Here is a 16,347-nt window from a genome sequence, read left to right on the forward strand (position 1 = left end):
TTCGAATTCGTAGACCAACCTGCGTTTTTAGGGGTGTGCGTTTTCATTACCTCTACCCAATTTATCAATATGCAGTGTTAAGGGCGCGTGGGAAACTACATGTGCTATGATCAAGAGAACGATCCATAGTGAAGCCATCAGGCGGCCCCAATAAAGTCAAATTTGAAACGTCTAACCGTTCTTAAGTGTCCTGCGGTTGTTTTTGGTTGTGAGTTCGTGGGCTGTTGGCCCTGTTAAATTTAGCCGCAAAAAACGAGTAGAACGGGCGGATTAAAATGAGCCACAACCAGGCTGTCGGTGCAACGCACGACGAACCAAAAATCGAAGGATTGCAACCGGGCGCAAAACTACTGCGCGGTCAGTATGAGATCCTCCGCTTTCTGAGCAACGGAGGATTCGGCATCACCTATCTTGCGCGCGACAGCCTGGAGCGCGACGTGGTGATCAAGGAATGCTTCCCCGGTGCCTTGTGTCGTCGCAATGGCGATCTCGTTGAACCCAACGATCCGTCCTACAAGGAAGACCTGCGCGCCATCATTGATCTGTTTATTCAGGAAGCCCGCAATCATGCGCGGCTGGTGCACCCGAATATCGTCGATGTTCATCAGGTGTTTGAAGACAACGACACCGCCTATATCGCGATGGACTTGATCCGCGGTTGCGATCTTCTGGATTATGTTGAGAATCCTGAAAACGATGCAGGCCCTGACTTTATCGTGCAAGTCACGGAAAAGATGTTGTCGGCGGTTTCGTTCATCCACCAAAGCGGGATGTTGCATCGTGACATTTCGCCGGACAACATCCTGATCGACGAGAACGACGACCCTGTCCTGATCGACTTTGGTGCGGCGCGTGAGCAGGCGGCCAACAAATCTGCGGCTCTGCTGACCCTGCGTGTCATCAAAGACGGGTATTCCCCACACGAGTTTTATGTCCGGGGTGCGGAACAGGGGCCAAGCAGTGATCTCTATGTTCTGGCGGCAACGTTGTACCACGCCATTAGTGGCGAACGCCCGGTCGACGGCCAAAGCCGGTTGAATGCCTTCAACAACGGGCAGGATGATCCGTACACCCCGCTTGCGGGCCGCTTCGAAGGATATCCTGAAGGGTTCCTCGAGGCGATTGACAAGGCCATGGAAGTTCACACCACAGATCGTTTGCAGACTGCGCTGGATTGGTTGCGCATGTTCCGCGGTCCGGGCGTGATGTTTGATACATTTGCCTATCGCCCTGTCTCGGTGATTGTGGGCATGGACCGCAAGGACAAAGAAGAAGAAAAGGCACGGATCAAGGCCGAAAGCGAAAACGCCGAGGCCGTTGTGACCGCACTTTTGGCGGGCAACCCGGATATTGTTGTTGGAAACGATGACAAAAGGAACGAAGACCTGGCCAAGATCGTCGCGAAGGAAGAAGCTCCTGTCGCCGTCGATACTGTGGTTCAAAGCGGTTCTGGCGGCAGTGGTAAGCTGATTGCCGGCGCGGCTGTGGTTGCAGTCGCATTGGCGGCTGGCGGTTACTTTGCAATGTCTGGCAACAAAACCGAAGAACAGGTTGAAGCACCAGCTACGCAAACCGCGGCAGAGGTGGAAACGGCAGATGTCCCGGCAACAGCGGTAGAAGCACCAAGCTCTGTTTCGGAAGAACAGGAAACCGAAGTCGCCTCCGCGCCGTCGCCTGATCCAACACCAGTCGCAGAAGAGCCTGTCGAGCAGGTACAAACTGAGCCTGCAGAGACTGCTGTGGCAGAAACTGCGACTGCAACCCCAGAGCCCACAGCCCCTGAAGTGGCCAAGGCTGAGGCGCAGGACCCTGCGGTTACAGAATTTGAACCCGAGGTCGCCACGTCAAGTGCCGTTCCGGCAGAGCAACAGGTGTCCTTTGCGCATTGGGATGTGGAAATCCCCTTCCAGACATCTCGTCGCCGCGCCTCAACCGGTGCGACCATCGCTATAACTGGTCTCGATCCCAATCAGGACATGAGTGTGATCGGCGAATGGGTGCAACGCGGTGCCGTGATCTTTACTTTGAACGGAAAGCCGATACGCGAGGATGCTTCTCTTGCAGCACAGGTTCTGGACAAGCTGAGCGTTGATCCCGACGGTTATACCCGCGTCGCGGCCCGCTATCGTCCAATTGGTCAGACCCGGGCGCAAAACGGTCTGCTTGCCTTGCCTGTTGAGCGTTCTGTCGGACTTAAGAACGGATTTACCTTTACTGTCAGCAGTTCTGGCAGTGAGGGCTGGCAAACCAAGGTGGACGCGACCCCATTCAGTGACGCAGGCGGTCTGCAGCGTGGCGATGTGCTTCTGAGCGAAAGCCAGTCGGGGATTGCCTTGGGCGGGTCGGAAAGCCTGGATGCCATGCTTGCAGAACTCGTCTCTGAGGGCCGACCCGAAGCGAAATTGACCGTCCTGCGTAACGGTGCTGAAGCCGCTGCAACCATGCAGCTTGCACAGGAGTAATCTGACCGGTTCGTTTGTGATCTGCCAGCGTGTGTTTGCTGAGGGTGGCATCCAGTTTGTCACCCCGGCGGGAACCGGCCCGCCGCAGAATGTACCAGTTTCCTTGAGTATCCAATGAGTGTCTCTGCGCTTTTGCGCGCGGGATAAGTAGCAGCTTACGGCACAAGATATTCGTGCCGCCAAATCGAAGGTGTCGACACCATGTTCAAATACAAAAGCCCTCTGAGCCGGCTTCTAGAAGGTGCCGGCAAATCCAAAGAAGAAGACGTTGCAGAAAACTCAGACGCGGTTGAAACCCCTGCGGTCGAAGAAGAAAAGCAAGAGCCGATTGCAGACTTCAATGCTCTGCGTGCGGCGCTGGCTGGCGGCAACATGACATCCGAGTCTTACGAGGAAACGGATGAGCTGATCCCCGAAGAGAAGATGCCTGAATTCGACGAGGTCGCGACCGAAGAGACTGTCGAGGACTCCATTTTCGTCGAAGATACCGCAATCGAACACGACGCGCCGGAAGAGTTGCTGACGGCTGAGCCTTTGGAAGAAGAGGCAGCCCTCGAAGACGAACACATCATCACTTTGCATGTTGCCGAGGACCCAGCACCGACACCGGTGGAAGAGGTTTCGGAAAACGTCGCACCCGAAGCGGTTGAATCGCCAGTTGCCGAAGCTGCGCAAGATGATCCAGCCGAAGTCGCGGAGGCCCCGGCCGAAGTTTCAGAGGCTTTGGTTGAGGTTGCAGAGGCTCCGGTTCAGGAAGCGGAAAAGGTTGAACCAGCGATTGAACCGGTTGCCGAGCCCGCACCTGCCCCTGCACCAGCGGAAGATCGCCGCTCGCGTGTCAAAACAACTTTCCTGGGTTTCGAACGTGCAGACACCCATGTGCAAGAGTTGATCGAAACCGCAGAACCCGTCGCCAAAACTGAGGCAGCGCAAGAGACATTCCCAGTCGGCTGGCTGGTTGTCACCGCGGGGCCAGGTCGGGGTGCCAGCATCACTTTGACAGAAGGCCTGATGCAGATCGGTCGTAACGATGATCAGGCTATTCAGCTGGATTTCGGCGACACAGGCATCTCGCGTTCAAACCATGCGGTTATTGCCTATGATCCGGAAGATCGTAAGTGCTACTTGGGTCACGGCGGCAAGGCCAACCTTGTGCGCTTGAACGGCAAGCCCGTACTCAGCACCGTGGCATTGTCCAGCGGGGATCTGATCCGAATTAGTGAAACATCCATCCGGTTTACGGCCTTCTGCGACGAAGGTTTTGATTGGCGGGATTCCTGATAGATGCTGGCGACTCCGGCATATGATGTGGCGCTGATCCTGCACCAGGGTCAGCGAGAGACGCAGGAAGACGCCATTGCTGCGCGCATGTTCGACGCGTCGGATGCGGGCTATGTCGTGATTGCAGACGGTATGGGTGGTCACGATGCAGGCGAAGTCGCTTCTGAGCTGGTGATTTCGGCTTGGCGTGAAGCCCTGGACCCCGAACTTGAAGCGGAAACCCTGAATGAGGGATCCATAGTTGATGCCCTTCCTTTGGCAGCCATGCAAGCAAACGCTGCTATTGCTAACCATAACGAGGCGCAAGAACAGGGTTTCAACATGGGTTCGACCATGTTGGGTGTTCTTCTTTTGGGGCGTCGCGTGTTCTGGATCTCCATCGGGGACAGCCCTCTTTATCTGTTCCGCGAAGGCGCTTTGTCTCAGGTAAATGAAGACCACTCTATGGCGCCCGTGATCGACGCGAAACTCGCTGCGGGAGAGATCACTGAATCAGAGGCACAGGATATGGATCGCAACCAGCTGACCTCGGTCATAATGGGGGGCGCCATTCCCAAAGTGGATTGCCCCGAGCAACCCATTCTCGTGACACCGGACGATATCCTGATCCTTGGCAGTGACGGTTTGCAATATCTAAGCGATGCCGAAATTCAATCGGTTCTGAGCAAGCACAAACAATCGCTGGCGCAGGAAATCGCCGAGGCGTTGCAATTGGCCGTTCAGGCCAAGGGTGACCCGGATCAGGACAATCTGTCCATCGCAGTCGCGAAACTCACAAGAACATAAACAGGCAAAGCAACAGGACTCATGAAAAAACACCTCATCATATCCAGCCTTGCTCTTGCTGCCGCCACCGGCGCAGCGTCGGCGCAAGAGGCTTGTACCAGCTATGAAATCCAACGCGGGGACAGCCTGCGCGAGTTAGCCATTGAAGTTTATTCGACCGAAGATTTTCGGATCATTTTCGATGCGAACCGGGATGTCATTGGCTCGAACCCAAACATCATCCGGGTGGGCGACGTACTTGAGCTACCGTGTCTTGAGGATATAGGTCGTGCACCTGTCCTTGCCGATACCGAGGCAGAACGCCTAGCCGCGGAAATGGCTGCAGAACTGGTAAAGGCCGCCGAAGAGCGCGCCGAAAAAGCCGTGGCCGAAGCAGAAGCCCGCGTGGCAGCAGCTGAAGCGGAAGCAAAGAAAACCAGTGAAGAAGCAGTTGTTGCAGCACGGGCCGCGGCCAAAGAAGAGATTGAGGCCGCCCGTTCTGAGGCAGCCGCTTTGATCCGGAATGCCGACACCGGCGAGCGTCCGGAAATCCGAGACCGGCAGCTTTTGCTGATCACGGGCGGGAACTATGCACCGTTCACCGATGAAGCGCTGCCCAACCGGGGTCTTTACACCAGCCTGGTGGAAACAGCCATGCTGCGTGCCGCACCGGAACAATCCTACAAGATCCAGTTTGTGAACGACTGGTCATCACATTTGGACCTGTTGATGCCCACGCTGGCTTTCGACGGCACTTTCCCCTGGTCGCGCCCAAACTGCGAAGAGGCAGAAGCCTTGTCCGAAAGCGATCGCACACGGTGTGAAACCTACAATTTCTCGAACCCGTTTTATGAAGTTGTGGACACATTCTTTGCGCTTGACGGATCGGGCTATGAACAAGCGTTCAGCTATGCGGACTTTGCAGGTACAACGATTTGCCGCCCGGAAGGCTGGTCAACATCCCACATGGATTCTGTCAGCCTATATGAACCGATCATCAAGCTTTTGCGCCCTGTTTCGCCCGATGATTGCTTTCACGCAGTAATAGAAGGTCGCGCGGACATCGTTGCAATCGAAGCGCATCTGGCGGTCGAGGCGATCTCGCGGCTGGGATACGAACACCGGATAATCGAAAACCCGAACCTGGCGGCAATCAAGTCACTTAACGTCATGACCCACAAAGATAATCCTGACGGGGAAGCGATCCTTGAGACGCTGAATCAGGGTCTGGCAATCATGCAGCAATCCGGAGAATGGCGCGACATCGTGTCGACCGCTCTGCGGCATCAAATGGAAAACGGATAAGGCCCCAACTGGCCTGGCAAAACTAAGTCTGGAGGACGTGGACATGTTTGAATTCAACCTTAAGAAAGTGGCGATGTCGGCGAGTGCCGTCACGGCTCTGAGTGCGGGTGCAGCAGCGGCGCAAGAAGCCTGTACAAATTACACCGTTGCAGATGGTGACACGATGGCGACCATTGCAATTGCAGCCTATGGCACCTCGAACTATCAGCCGATCTTCAACGCGAACCGCAACATCATCAACAACCCGAACGCACTTGAGCCCGGTTTGGTTTTGGCATTGCCTTGTGAAGATGGCAGCCTGCCAAACGGCCAATCCGCGCAGGAAATCATCGCAGCAGAAGAACAGCGGGCGGCCAGCGTCAAGCGTTCGAACGTCTACGCTCCGCCGATCAAGATGGTTGCCGGTAACGGCTGGGAACCGTTTACAACTGAGAATCTTAGCGGTGGCGGCATCATGACTCGTCTGGCTACCACTAGCCTCCAACGCGCGGGTAACCAACGCGATTATTCGGTCAGTTTTGTTGATGACTGGAGCTCGCACCTTGATACCCTGTTGCCACTTGGTGCGTTTGACATCTCTATCGCTTGGACTGTCCCGGATTGCACAAACCGTACATACGAATGGTCAGCCGAAACAACCGCGCGTTGTACCCAGTTTGTTGCGTCGGTGCCAGTCTACGACGTTGTCGGCGGCTTCTTTACTCTGCCGGAAAGCCAGTATGCAAGCGCTACGGATTTCAGCGATCTTGAAGGTTCCACCATCTGCCGGATGGCAGGTTGGAGCATGGTTGTTCTGGAAGAAGTCGGTTTGAACCGTGAGAATACAACTGTCGTCCAGCCGAATTCCGCGCGTGAATGCCTGGATGCGGTTTTGACCGGCACGGCTGATGTGGCCGCGTTCGAGGTTGATCTATTCGCATCCACGATGAACGATATGGGCTTGACCTCGTCTGATATCATTGAAAACCCATATGTTTCGACACTGTCGTCGATGAGTTTCCTGGCGCATCGTACAAACCCGTTCGCGCGCGAGTATATTGCGATGATGAACAAAGGCCTAAACGAAATGCGTGAGTCCGGTGAATGGTACGCGATTATTTCGGACTCGCTGCGTGAACAAAATGCAAAACTGAACGCAGCTTCGAACTGATCCCTCGGTTCAGCTGAAACTATGGGCCGGTCTACGCACCGGCCCTTTTTTCTTACCTGAGCGTACATGATTTTGTCGTAGGACAAATTTTGGCCGTTTATCTGCTGCATAATCGCCTCATCAGCATTTCAGTCTAAGGCTGAAGCGCAATCATCAATCCCTTGATGGGATAGCAAGAGCATGGGTCACGCATGATACAAGGTGCCTTGGATCTCAGGAAAAGATCGGTGACACCGGTGAACAGACCGGACTTGGAAATTGCCGTGATCTTGCCATGCTATAACGAGGCGATTGCCATCGGCGAAACCGTCAAGCAGTTTCGCGCAGCCCTACCGGATGCAGTTATCTATGTCTTTGACAACAATTCTACGGACGACTCTGTCAGGATTGCAGAAGAAGCCGGTGCACTGGTCTTTTCAGAACCGTATCAGGGCAAAGGCAACGTTGTGCGCAGAATGTTTGCTGATGTTGACGCCGATGTCTATGTCATGGCGGATGGCGATGCGACTTACGACAGCTCGGCTGCACCGGAACTGATCAACCTTTTGGTGTCAAAGAACCTGGACATGGTTAACGGCGCGCGGGTGAACGACGAAACGGACGCATACCGCCCGGGCCACAAATTTGGAAACGCCGTGTTCAGCGGGCTCGTGAAGTTTTTCTTCAAAAGCAAAATCAACGATTTGCTGTCCGGCTACCGGGTATTCAGCAGACGGTTTGTGAAAAGTTTTCCTGCAGTTTCGAATGGCTTCGAGATTGAAACCGAGCTTACCGTGCATGCGATGCAGATGCGGATGCCGGTTGGTGAAGTTGAAACACACTATTTCTCACGGTTGCCGGACTCGAATTCCAAACTGGCCACTTTTTCGGACGGGTGGCGCATACTCAAGATGATTGGCCTGCTGATCAAAGACGAAAAACCAATCTCGTTTTTCCTGTCTTTGGCCTTGTTGGCATTTTTACCCTCGCTGTTGGTCTTTATTTCGGTTTTCCGCGAGTTTCTGGATACCGGTCTTGTTGACCGGATACCGTCGCTGGTTGTTGCCGTGTCGGGATTTGTCGCATCGATGTTGTTCATTGTTTGCGCCCTTATCATGCAGTCTCTTGCCCTTGCACGGCGAGAGGCGCGGCGTATGTCCTACTTGCAATATGAAGGTGTGGCCGCATCAGGTGCGAACAGGATGCAGTCTTCCCTTGTACAGCCGCAGGCACGCCGTTTCGGCTGAATTACAGCGCACTCCAAAACATTCCCTTGCTCAACCGACCGCGCACAGCCGCAGCTGACGCGAATCTGACAGGATTGGTTTGGTCAGGGTTAATCTCGAGATTTTGGGCTTTGAAAAGCAAAATGACCAGCACCCCAAATGCTGGTCATCTTCTGAGTGAGTGATAGAGCCCAAGGGGCCTCACCAGTGAAATTCTTTGTTGTCACAGGTGTAACTTAGGCTCATTCCAGTTTCTATTGGGGGAATCCCGTAGGTGGATGAGGTATTCTTGTAACCATCTGAAATAATGTACTTAAAATCTCATACAGGAGTACTGTAATGCAGTTTCGTATTCGGTCCAGCACCGTAGATGAAGTCGTTGATCCTCTGCTTAAATCGGCACGTTTATCGATGACCTGTCGTCACAATAATTAAGGGGCCGCACTCTCTGCTGGCCCCTTTTCTTAGCTTACAGAGTAGATGCACGTGCATCTGCTCTGTCGGTACCGATTACCCGATGATCGCGTTCAGTGTCGCACTTGGACGCATTACAGCGGCCGTTTTGGCGGGATCGGTGTGGTAGTATCCGCCCAGATCCGCAGCAACACCCTGAGCCGCAGCCAGTTCCGACAAGATTTTTTCTTCCTTATCGGCTAGGTCTTTGGCCAGGGGCACAAACTCCGCCGCCAGATCAGCATCATCGGATTGCGCTGCCAGAGCTTCTGCCCAGTAGAGCGCGAACCAATAGTGGCTGTCACGGTTGTCCGGCTGGCCTACTTTGCGGCTGGGCGAGCGGTTGTTGTCCAGAATGCCCTGCGTTGCAGCTTCGGCAGCAGCACCCAGAACACCTGCCTTGGCGTTGCCTTTGCTGTCAGCAAGGAAGTTCAGAGATTCACCAAGCGCACAGAACTCACCCATCGAGTCCCAGCGCAGGTGGTTTTCCTCAACCAACTGCTGCACATGCTTCGGAGCGGACCCTCCTGCCCCGGTTTCAAACAATCCGCCGCCATTCATCAGTTTCACAATCGACAGCATCTTGGCCGAAGTACCCAGTTCGAGGATCGGGAACAGATCGGTCAGATAGTCCCGCAGCACGTTGCCGGTGATGGCAATCGAGTCGTTGCCAGCCGTGATGGTTTCCAGCGATTGACGGGTGGCTTCGCGCGGGGCCATGATCAGGAACTTGTCGGCAACGCCAGCGGCCTCGAGCGCCGGTTTGACGTATTTGATCAGTTCGGCATCATGGGCGCGGTTTGCATCCAGCCAGAAAATCGCCTCGGACCCGGTCAGGCGCTGACGGTCCATCGCCAGTTGGATCCAGTTCTCGATCGGTGCTTTCTTGACGGTGCAAGACCGCCAGATATCACCGGCCTCGACCTCGTGGCTATGCAACGTTTCACCATTCGCAAGAACGATGCGGATCGTACCATCGGCAGGGGCTTGGAACGTGGTCGGGTGCGAGCCATATTCTTCGGCCTTCTGTGCCATCAGGCCGACGTTAGCGACTGCACCTGCGGTCGCTGGGTTTAACGCGCCGTTGGCTTTGAAGAACTTGATGGTTTCGTCATAGACCGGCGCGTAGCAGCGGTCAGGGATCACACAATTGGTGTCACCCTTGGCGCCTGTCTCATCCCAACCCTTGCCGCCTGCACGGATCACGGCAGGCATAGAGGCGTCGATAATCACGTCTGAGGGCACGTGCAGGTTGGTGATACCACGATCCGAGTCGACCATGTACATCGACGGACGATCACCTTTGATCGCATCGATGGCGGCCATGACATCGGCGTTGTCTTTCACACGATCCAACAGGTCGCCCAGGCCCGAATTCGGGTTCACACCCAGTGCGTCCAATTCGGCACCAAATTGCTCAAACACCGGGGCCAGCCACGCTTTGACGGCATAGCCGAAGATGATCGGGTCGCTGACCTTCATCATCGTCGCCTTCATGTGCAGCGAGAACATGGTGCCGTCTTTCTTGGTGTCCTCGATAGCGTCGGCAAGGAAAGAAGACAAAGCCTTGACCGACATGAAGGTCGCGTCGGCCACAGTGCCTTCTTCCAGCGGCCAGGCGTCTTTCAGAACGGTGATGCTGCCGTCTTTGCCGACAAACTCGATATTTGCGTTGCCGGCCTGAGCAGCGGAAATGGTCGCGGACTTTTCGTTGGCATAAAAGTCGTTGCCGGTCATGGACGACACTTTGGTTTTGCTGTCCGAAGCCCATTCACCCATCGAATGGGGGTTCTTCTGGGCATAGTTCTTAACCGCACGCGCCGCTCGACGGTCGCTGTTGCCCTCTCGCAGAACCGGGTTCACGGCCGAGCCCTTGATCGCGTCATACCGCGCGCGGATTGCTTTTTCTTCTTCTGTGGCCGGTTCTTCAGGATAGGCAGGAATGTCATAGCCTTGCGACTGAAGCTCTTCGATGGCGGCAACCAGCTGCGGAACCGAGGCCGAGATATTCGGCAGCTTGATGACATTGGCATCCGGTGTTTTCACCAGGTCACCCAACGCGGCGAGATCATCGGTAATGCGCTGCGCATCTGTCAGCTTCTCAGGGAAAGTTGCCAGAATGCGCCCAGCCAGTGAAATGTCCTTGGTGCCAACGCTGACGCCCGCAGCAGATGCGAACTTGCGGATGATGGGCAGGAACGAGGCGCTGGCCAGCTCGGGCGCTTCGTCTACAATGGTATACAATATGTCGAAGTTCGATTTATCTGCCATATTCTTTTACCTTTTTTAAGCCTTTCGGGGCGTGCGATCTAAGAGTTAAGGGCCGCAAAAGCGCGGCGCGGGAGGGGCGCGATCACGATACCGCCCCTGGGTGACTCTGTTTTGACAGGGCTTCCCTTAAATCAGGTTTGGCTTGGAATCAATCGCCTACAGGCGCGCGTTTTGCCACGGGTCAGATTTGAGTGTCGTGAGTTTCGTACGGCAAAACGTTCCAAACGTTCGCCATTAGTTGCTCTGCTTTGAAGCACGCAACACTATTCAGCGGTACTTTGCGCATGCGCAACCAAACTCTCGGTCCAGGTCCAGCGGATTACCGAAACCTCTGCCCTGTTTCGGGGTCGAACACCATAGCGCGGTCAGGTTGGATCGAGATACCAATCCGTTCGCCTGTTTTGCTGCGTTGATCATCCCGTTCCTCGACAATCAGCTTGTCGCCATTTGGGGTGAGGAGATACGAGTAGGAAACGCCCCCAAGCGCTTCGGTCAGGTCCACGGTGCAAGTGTCTGCCGCGCGATCAATCTGAATATGTTCCGGGCGCATCCCCAAAGTAACTTTTACCTGTCCGGCCGGAATCGTTGCCGAAATCGGCAGCGGTTGCGCCAGTGCGGGATGTGTGACGTGCCCATCGGCATAGTCGCAGTCTAAAAAGTTCATCGCGGGTGAGCCAATGAAACCGGCCACAAATCGGTTGTCGGGATCGCGGTACAGATCCATCGGGGCACCCACCTGCTCGATTCGACCATCGCGCAGAACAACGATCTTGTCGGCCATGGTCATTGCTTCGACCTGATCGTGGGTCACATAGATCATGGTCGCGCCGATTTCCTGATGCAGACGCGCGATTTCGACCCGCATCTCGACCCGCAATTCGGCGTCGAGATTCGACAAAGGTTCATCGAACAGAAAAACCTCGGGCCCGCGAACAATGGCCCGACCGATTGCAACCCTCTGCCGTTGGCCCCCTGACAGAGCCTTGGGTTTGCGCTTGAGGTATTGATCCAGCTTCAGAATGTTCGATGCTTCCTGAACCTTCTTTTCAATCTCGGGTTTTGCAACACCGTTCATGCGCAGGCCGAACCCCATGTTTTCGGCGACCGTCATGTGCGGATAAAGCGCGTAGGTTTGAAACACCATCGCGACCCCACGTTTTGCAGGGTCCATATGCGTGACGTCCCGCGCACCTATGTGAATCTGACCTTCTGACGTTTCTTCAAGCCCGGCGATCATGCGCAGCAAGGTGGACTTGCCGCATCCAGAAGGGCCAACAAAGACGCAGAATTCACCGTCGTCGATCTGCAGGTCGATCCCGTGAATGACCTGTGTCTGACCATACCGCTTGATCGCCTGGTTCAGAGTTACTCCCGTCATGTCGCTTGCATCCTGTCATTGCTGTGGTTTGGGTCCGTTTCGGGAAAGCGCCATGCCTGCGCCTCGGCCCCGATCTGTTCGGCCACGCGGCGTAGACGCGGCACCCAGGCTTCGAGTTGTTTGAAATCCATCCGTTCCGTCGAGCCTGTCACGGAAATCGCGCCCAGCATTCGACTGTTGGACGTCAGAACCGGGCAGGCGATACAGATGATACCGGGTTCGTGTTCTTCATCATCAACAGCGAACCCGCGGTTGCGTATCCGTTCGAGGTCGTCGCGCAGCGCCTGTTCCGAGGTGAGGGTCTTGTCAGTGAAGCGGTGATAGCTTTGTTGGGAAAGGACCCTGTTCAGCGCCTCCTCCCCCAAAAACGCCATCATCGCCTTGCCAACCCCGGTGCAGTAGGCGGGCCCGACTTTGCCGGCTTGCGAATACATCTCAATGGGCTGCGCAGCGTTGCGTTTGTCGACGTACAGAACCTGGCCTGAGTCGAGCTGCGCCAAATGTACAGTTTCACCTGTTTCCCGGCTCAACGCGTCAAGGAATGGGCGTGCTATTGGGGCCAGAGAGCTTTGAGTCCACGCGGCATGGGCAAGGCGAACCAACCTCATACCAGGCGCATAGGTTTGTCTGTCCGGGTCGTAAGACAACATTCCCTGATTCGTCAGGGATTGAAGGAACCGGTAGAGCGTTGCCTTGGGAAAGGCACTGCTGTCCAGCAGTTCAGAAAACCGCACAGGGCGTTGAAATGCCGCGACGTGATCCAGCACGTCACATGCTTTGCCTATGGTTCCATCACCTGACACGGGCTTGCATTCTCCTCCGTTTTCCATCGCTTCCTCTCGATGGGTCTTGACAAGACTAACCGAGTCGATGTGTAGTTTTCAACATATAAAACTTGGTTTCAATATTTGGAACCTCACATGGGAGCAACAGGGAGGAGACCATGTATTCCACTTTCAAGCGCACAACGGCTGCGCTGGCGCTTGGCGTCGCAATGGCGGCGCCAGCAGCTGCGGAACTGACCGGAGAGCTGCGCATTTTCCTGGACACGTCAAACCCGGCGCCGCGTGCGACGATGGAAGCGATGATCGAGCGGTTTGCGGAACAGCATCCAGGTTTGGAAATCGAAACCACCGTGATCGACCGCGAAGCTTATAAAACGCAGATTCGCAATTTCCTCACGGCCGATACTCCGGACGTGGCCACTTGGTACGCAGCCAATCGCATGAAGCCGTATGTTGAGGCAGGCCTGTTTGAAGACGTATCAGACCTGTGGGCCGAGCCTGAAATTGCCGAGAACCTGGCTTCGACCAAAGGCGCGATGACCATCGATGGCAAGCAGTGGGGTGTGCCGTACACCTACTATCAGTGGGGCGTTTACTATCGCAAAGACATCTTTGATGAGCTGGGCCTGAGCGAACCGACGACTTGGGAAGAAGAACTGTCCAACTGCCAGAAGATCGTCGATTCAGGTCGCGCCTGCTATACCATCGGCACCAAGTTCCTGTGGACCGCCGGTGGCTGGTTCGACTACCTGAACATGCGCACCAACGGGTTTGACTTCCACAACCAACTCGCCAATGGCGAAATCAGCTGGGAAGATGATCGAGTCAAACAGACCTTCGCCAACTGGAAACAGCTGATCGACATGGGTGCGTTCATCGACAACCATCAGACCTATAGCTGGCAAGAGGCCCTGCCCTTTATGGTCAATGGCGAAGCCGCTGCTTACCTGATGGGCAACTTCGCCGTTGCGCCGTTGCGTGATGCCGGTCTGACGGATGATCAGCTGGACTTCTACCAGTTCGTTTCGATCAATCCCGACGTCGAATTGGCCGAAGACGCTCCGACAGACACGTTCCACATCCCGGCCAATGCGTCCAACAAAGAAGCCGCGCGTGAGTTCCTGCGCTTTGTGGTTTCGGCAGACGAGCAAACCGAGATCAACAATGGTGCAAACCTAGGTCAGCTGCCTGTGAACGCGCAGTCTTCGGTGGATGACGACAAGTTCCTGCAGCAGGGCTTCCAAATGCTGTCATCAAACAGCCCCGGCGGTGTCGCTCAATTCTGGGACCGCGATGCTCCGGCTGAAATGGCCAAAGTTTCGATGGAAGGTTTCCAGGAATTTATGGTCAAGCCGGACAATGCTGATCGTATTCTGGCGAAACTGGAACGCGCCCGTCAGCGCATCTACGACAACTAAGCGGATCGGGCCGGGCTAATTGCCCGGCCTACCTATCCCCTGAAATGTAGGACGGACTTCAGCCCGCCACCCCTTATCACCCGGAACACCGTCATGACCGTTGCCGCCGACATCCCAGAACAAGAAAGCTGGTTTCACCGCAACCAGCAGCGAATTGCGCCGTGGTTGTTCCTGGCGCCGGGTCTGCTGTTCTTCATGGTCTATGTGATCATCCCGGTATTCCAATCCTTCAACCTGTCCCTTTACGAATGGGACGGTTTGGGCGCAGCCGAATATGTCGGGTTCCGGAATTACGAAGACCTGTATTGGGAATGGGTGGATCGGGATGCTTTTTTCATCTCGTTGAAAAACAACCTGATCTGGCTGATCCTTTATCTTCTGGCGATTCCGGCGGGCCTGTTCATCGCATTATTCCTGAACCAGACGGTTTGGGGCATCCGCCTGTACAAATCCCTGTTCTTCTTCCCGTTCGTAATCTCTCAGGTGGTCGTGGGCCTTGTATTTACGTGGTTTTATGACCCGACCTTCGGGCTCTTGAACGAATTCCTTGGTTTCTTAGGCCTTGGCCCGCTGAATGTGCTGGGCGACGAACGGTTCGTCACCTATGGCATCATCTTCGCCGGTCTTTGGCCGCAAACCGCATATTGCATGATACTGTATCTGACGGGCTTGAACGCTGTGGATCCGGAACAGATTGAGGCCGGGCGATTGGACGGTGCAAAAGGGTGGAGAATGCTGTGGCACATCATCCTGCCACAACTACGCCCCGCCACCTTCATCGCATTTGTTGTTACAATCATCGGCGCTTTGCGCAGCTTCGACCTGATCTCGATCATGACCCAAGGCGGACCCTTCGGATCATCTAGGGTGCTGGCCTACTACATGTTCGAGGTTGCCCTGTCCGAATACGGCTTCCGCATGGGATATGGCGCTGCAATCGCAGTGATCCTGTTCCTCATCATGCTCTGCTTCATCGCCTACTTCCTGTGGTCGATGTACCGCGAAGAAAAGGGGCACTGAGATGTTTCCCAAACCCATCGAAAAACAACCCCGAGCGGCGCAGATCACCTATCAGGCCATGCTGCCGCTGGCCTTGTTGCTATGGCTGGGTCCACTGCTGGCGGTTGCCCTGTTTTCGGTCAAGCCCGCCGCGGATTTCACAAACGCCAATTACTGGGGATTGCCATCAAGCTTTGAAGGTGCGTTCAACTATGGGCAGGTATTCTTCAACTCGGACATGCCGCGCTATCTGTTGAACTCGTTCATGATCACCATCCCAACTGTGATCGGAGCCGTCGCGCTTAGCTGCATGACCGGGTTCGCGTTGGGGATCTACAAGTTCAAATCGAACCTCTGGATCTTTTTCATGTTTGTCGCGGGCAACTTCGTACCCTTCCAGATTCTGATGGTACCCGTACGCGACCTCACCCTTGAACTTGGTCTCTACAACACAAAAACCGGCCTTGTCCTGTTCCACATCGCGTTCCAGACCGGGTTCTGCACCCTGTTCATGCGGAACTTCATTCGCGCCCTGCCCTTCGAGTTGATCGAAGCTGCTCGGGTGGAAGGCATTAGCGAATGGCGAATATTCTGGTACGTCGTGCTGCCATTGATGAAACCGGCAATTGCAGCGCTTAGCGTGCTGATTTTTACCTTTATCTGGAACGACTATTTTTGGGCCGTCGTGCTGACCCAAGGCGCTGAAAGCCAGCCTGTCACCGCAGGAATCACCAGCTTTAACGCGCAGTTCAGGGCAGCCTATCAGTTAATGAGTGCAGGCTCGATCGTTGCAGCTTTACCGCCGGTTGCCATGTTCTTCTTGATGCAGAAACACTTTATCGCGGGCCTGACCCTCGGTGCCGTAAAATAACGTC

At 55.1% G+C, this 16,347-nt stretch carries 12 protein-coding genes; 9 read left to right on the top strand and 3 right to left on the bottom strand.

All coding sequences use genetic code 11. The features are described from left to right. Nucleotides 1-275: 275 nt before the first annotated feature. The 6 genes from I9187_RS07825 (at nt 276) to I9187_RS07850 (ending at nt 8,189) form a co-directional block, all read left to right on the top strand. Entirely contained in the window at nt 276-2,462 is a 2,187-nt protein-coding gene (locus I9187_RS07825) for a serine/threonine-protein kinase (RefSeq protein WP_171238302.1), read from the top strand. A 201-nt stretch (nt 2,463-2,663) separates the two neighbouring features. Then, nucleotides 2,664-3,743, top strand: coding sequence for an FHA domain-containing protein (locus I9187_RS07830; RefSeq protein ID WP_171238303.1), 1,080 nt, complete (start codon nt 2,664-2,666; stop codon nt 3,741-3,743). A 3-nt stretch (nt 3,744-3,746) separates the two neighbouring features. Beyond that, nucleotides 3,747-4,529 (top strand): protein phosphatase 2C domain-containing protein, encoded by a 783-nt coding sequence (locus I9187_RS07835; protein WP_171177009.1) that lies wholly within the window; start codon nt 3,747-3,749, stop codon nt 4,527-4,529. A gap of 21 nt (nt 4,530-4,550) precedes the next feature. Further along, a complete protein-coding gene (locus I9187_RS07840) occupies nt 4,551-5,813 on the top strand; it encodes a transporter substrate-binding domain-containing protein (RefSeq protein WP_171235141.1) in 1,263 nt (420 codons plus the stop codon). 43 nt (nt 5,814-5,856) lie between these two features. After that, nucleotides 5,857-6,963, top strand: a complete 1,107-nt coding sequence (locus I9187_RS07845; protein ID WP_171177005.1) for a transporter substrate-binding domain-containing protein — start codon at nt 5,857-5,859, stop codon at nt 6,961-6,963. 236 nt (nt 6,964-7,199) lie between these two features. Next, a complete protein-coding gene (locus I9187_RS07850; protein WP_348540078.1) occupies nt 7,200-8,189 on the top strand; it encodes a glycosyltransferase family 2 protein in 990 nt (329 codons plus the stop codon). Between the two features lie 489 nt (nt 8,190-8,678). Here I9187_RS07850 and I9187_RS07855 read toward each other — a convergent pair whose 3' ends face one another. From I9187_RS07855 to I9187_RS07865, 3 genes are all read right to left on the bottom strand, one after another. Then, nucleotides 8,679-10,892 (bottom strand): NADP-dependent isocitrate dehydrogenase, encoded by a 2,214-nt coding sequence (locus I9187_RS07855; RefSeq protein WP_209509367.1) that lies wholly within the window; start codon nt 10,890-10,892, stop codon nt 8,679-8,681. A gap of 319 nt (nt 10,893-11,211) precedes the next feature. Further along, entirely contained in the window at nt 11,212-12,270 is a 1,059-nt protein-coding gene (gene ugpC / locus I9187_RS07860; protein ID WP_171176998.1) for a sn-glycerol-3-phosphate ABC transporter ATP-binding protein UgpC, read from the bottom strand. Next, nucleotides 12,267-13,073 (bottom strand): IclR family transcriptional regulator, encoded by an 807-nt coding sequence (locus I9187_RS07865; protein ID WP_171177301.1) that lies wholly within the window; start codon nt 13,071-13,073, stop codon nt 12,267-12,269. Before I9187_RS07865 ends, ugpC begins: the two co-directional genes overlap by 4 nt. Nucleotides 13,074-13,213: 140 nt before the next feature. Between I9187_RS07865 and I9187_RS07870 the strand changes: the two genes are divergently transcribed. From I9187_RS07870 to I9187_RS07880, 3 genes are all read left to right on the top strand, one after another. Beyond that, nucleotides 13,214-14,473: an ABC transporter substrate-binding protein gene (locus I9187_RS07870; RefSeq protein WP_171176996.1), complete on the top strand. Its 1,260-nt coding sequence runs from the start codon at nt 13,214-13,216 to the stop codon at nt 14,471-14,473. 93 nt (nt 14,474-14,566) lie between these two features. Beyond that, on the top strand, nt 14,567-15,493 hold the full coding sequence (locus tag I9187_RS07875) for a sugar ABC transporter permease (protein WP_171176994.1): 927 nt from the start codon (nt 14,567-14,569) through the stop codon (nt 15,491-15,493). Between the two features lies 1 nt (nt 15,494). Beyond that, nucleotides 15,495-16,343 carry a carbohydrate ABC transporter permease gene (locus I9187_RS07880; RefSeq protein ID WP_171176992.1) on the top strand — a complete coding sequence of 283 codons (849 nt, stop codon included), beginning with the start codon at nt 15,495-15,497 and terminating at the stop codon, nt 16,341-16,343. Nucleotides 16,344-16,347 lie beyond the last annotated feature (4 nt).

Origin of the sequence: Ruegeria sp. HKCCE4148, from assembly GCF_017872495.1 — a bacterium.
Classification (GTDB): Bacteria; Pseudomonadota; Alphaproteobacteria; order Rhodobacterales; family Rhodobacteraceae; genus Ruegeria.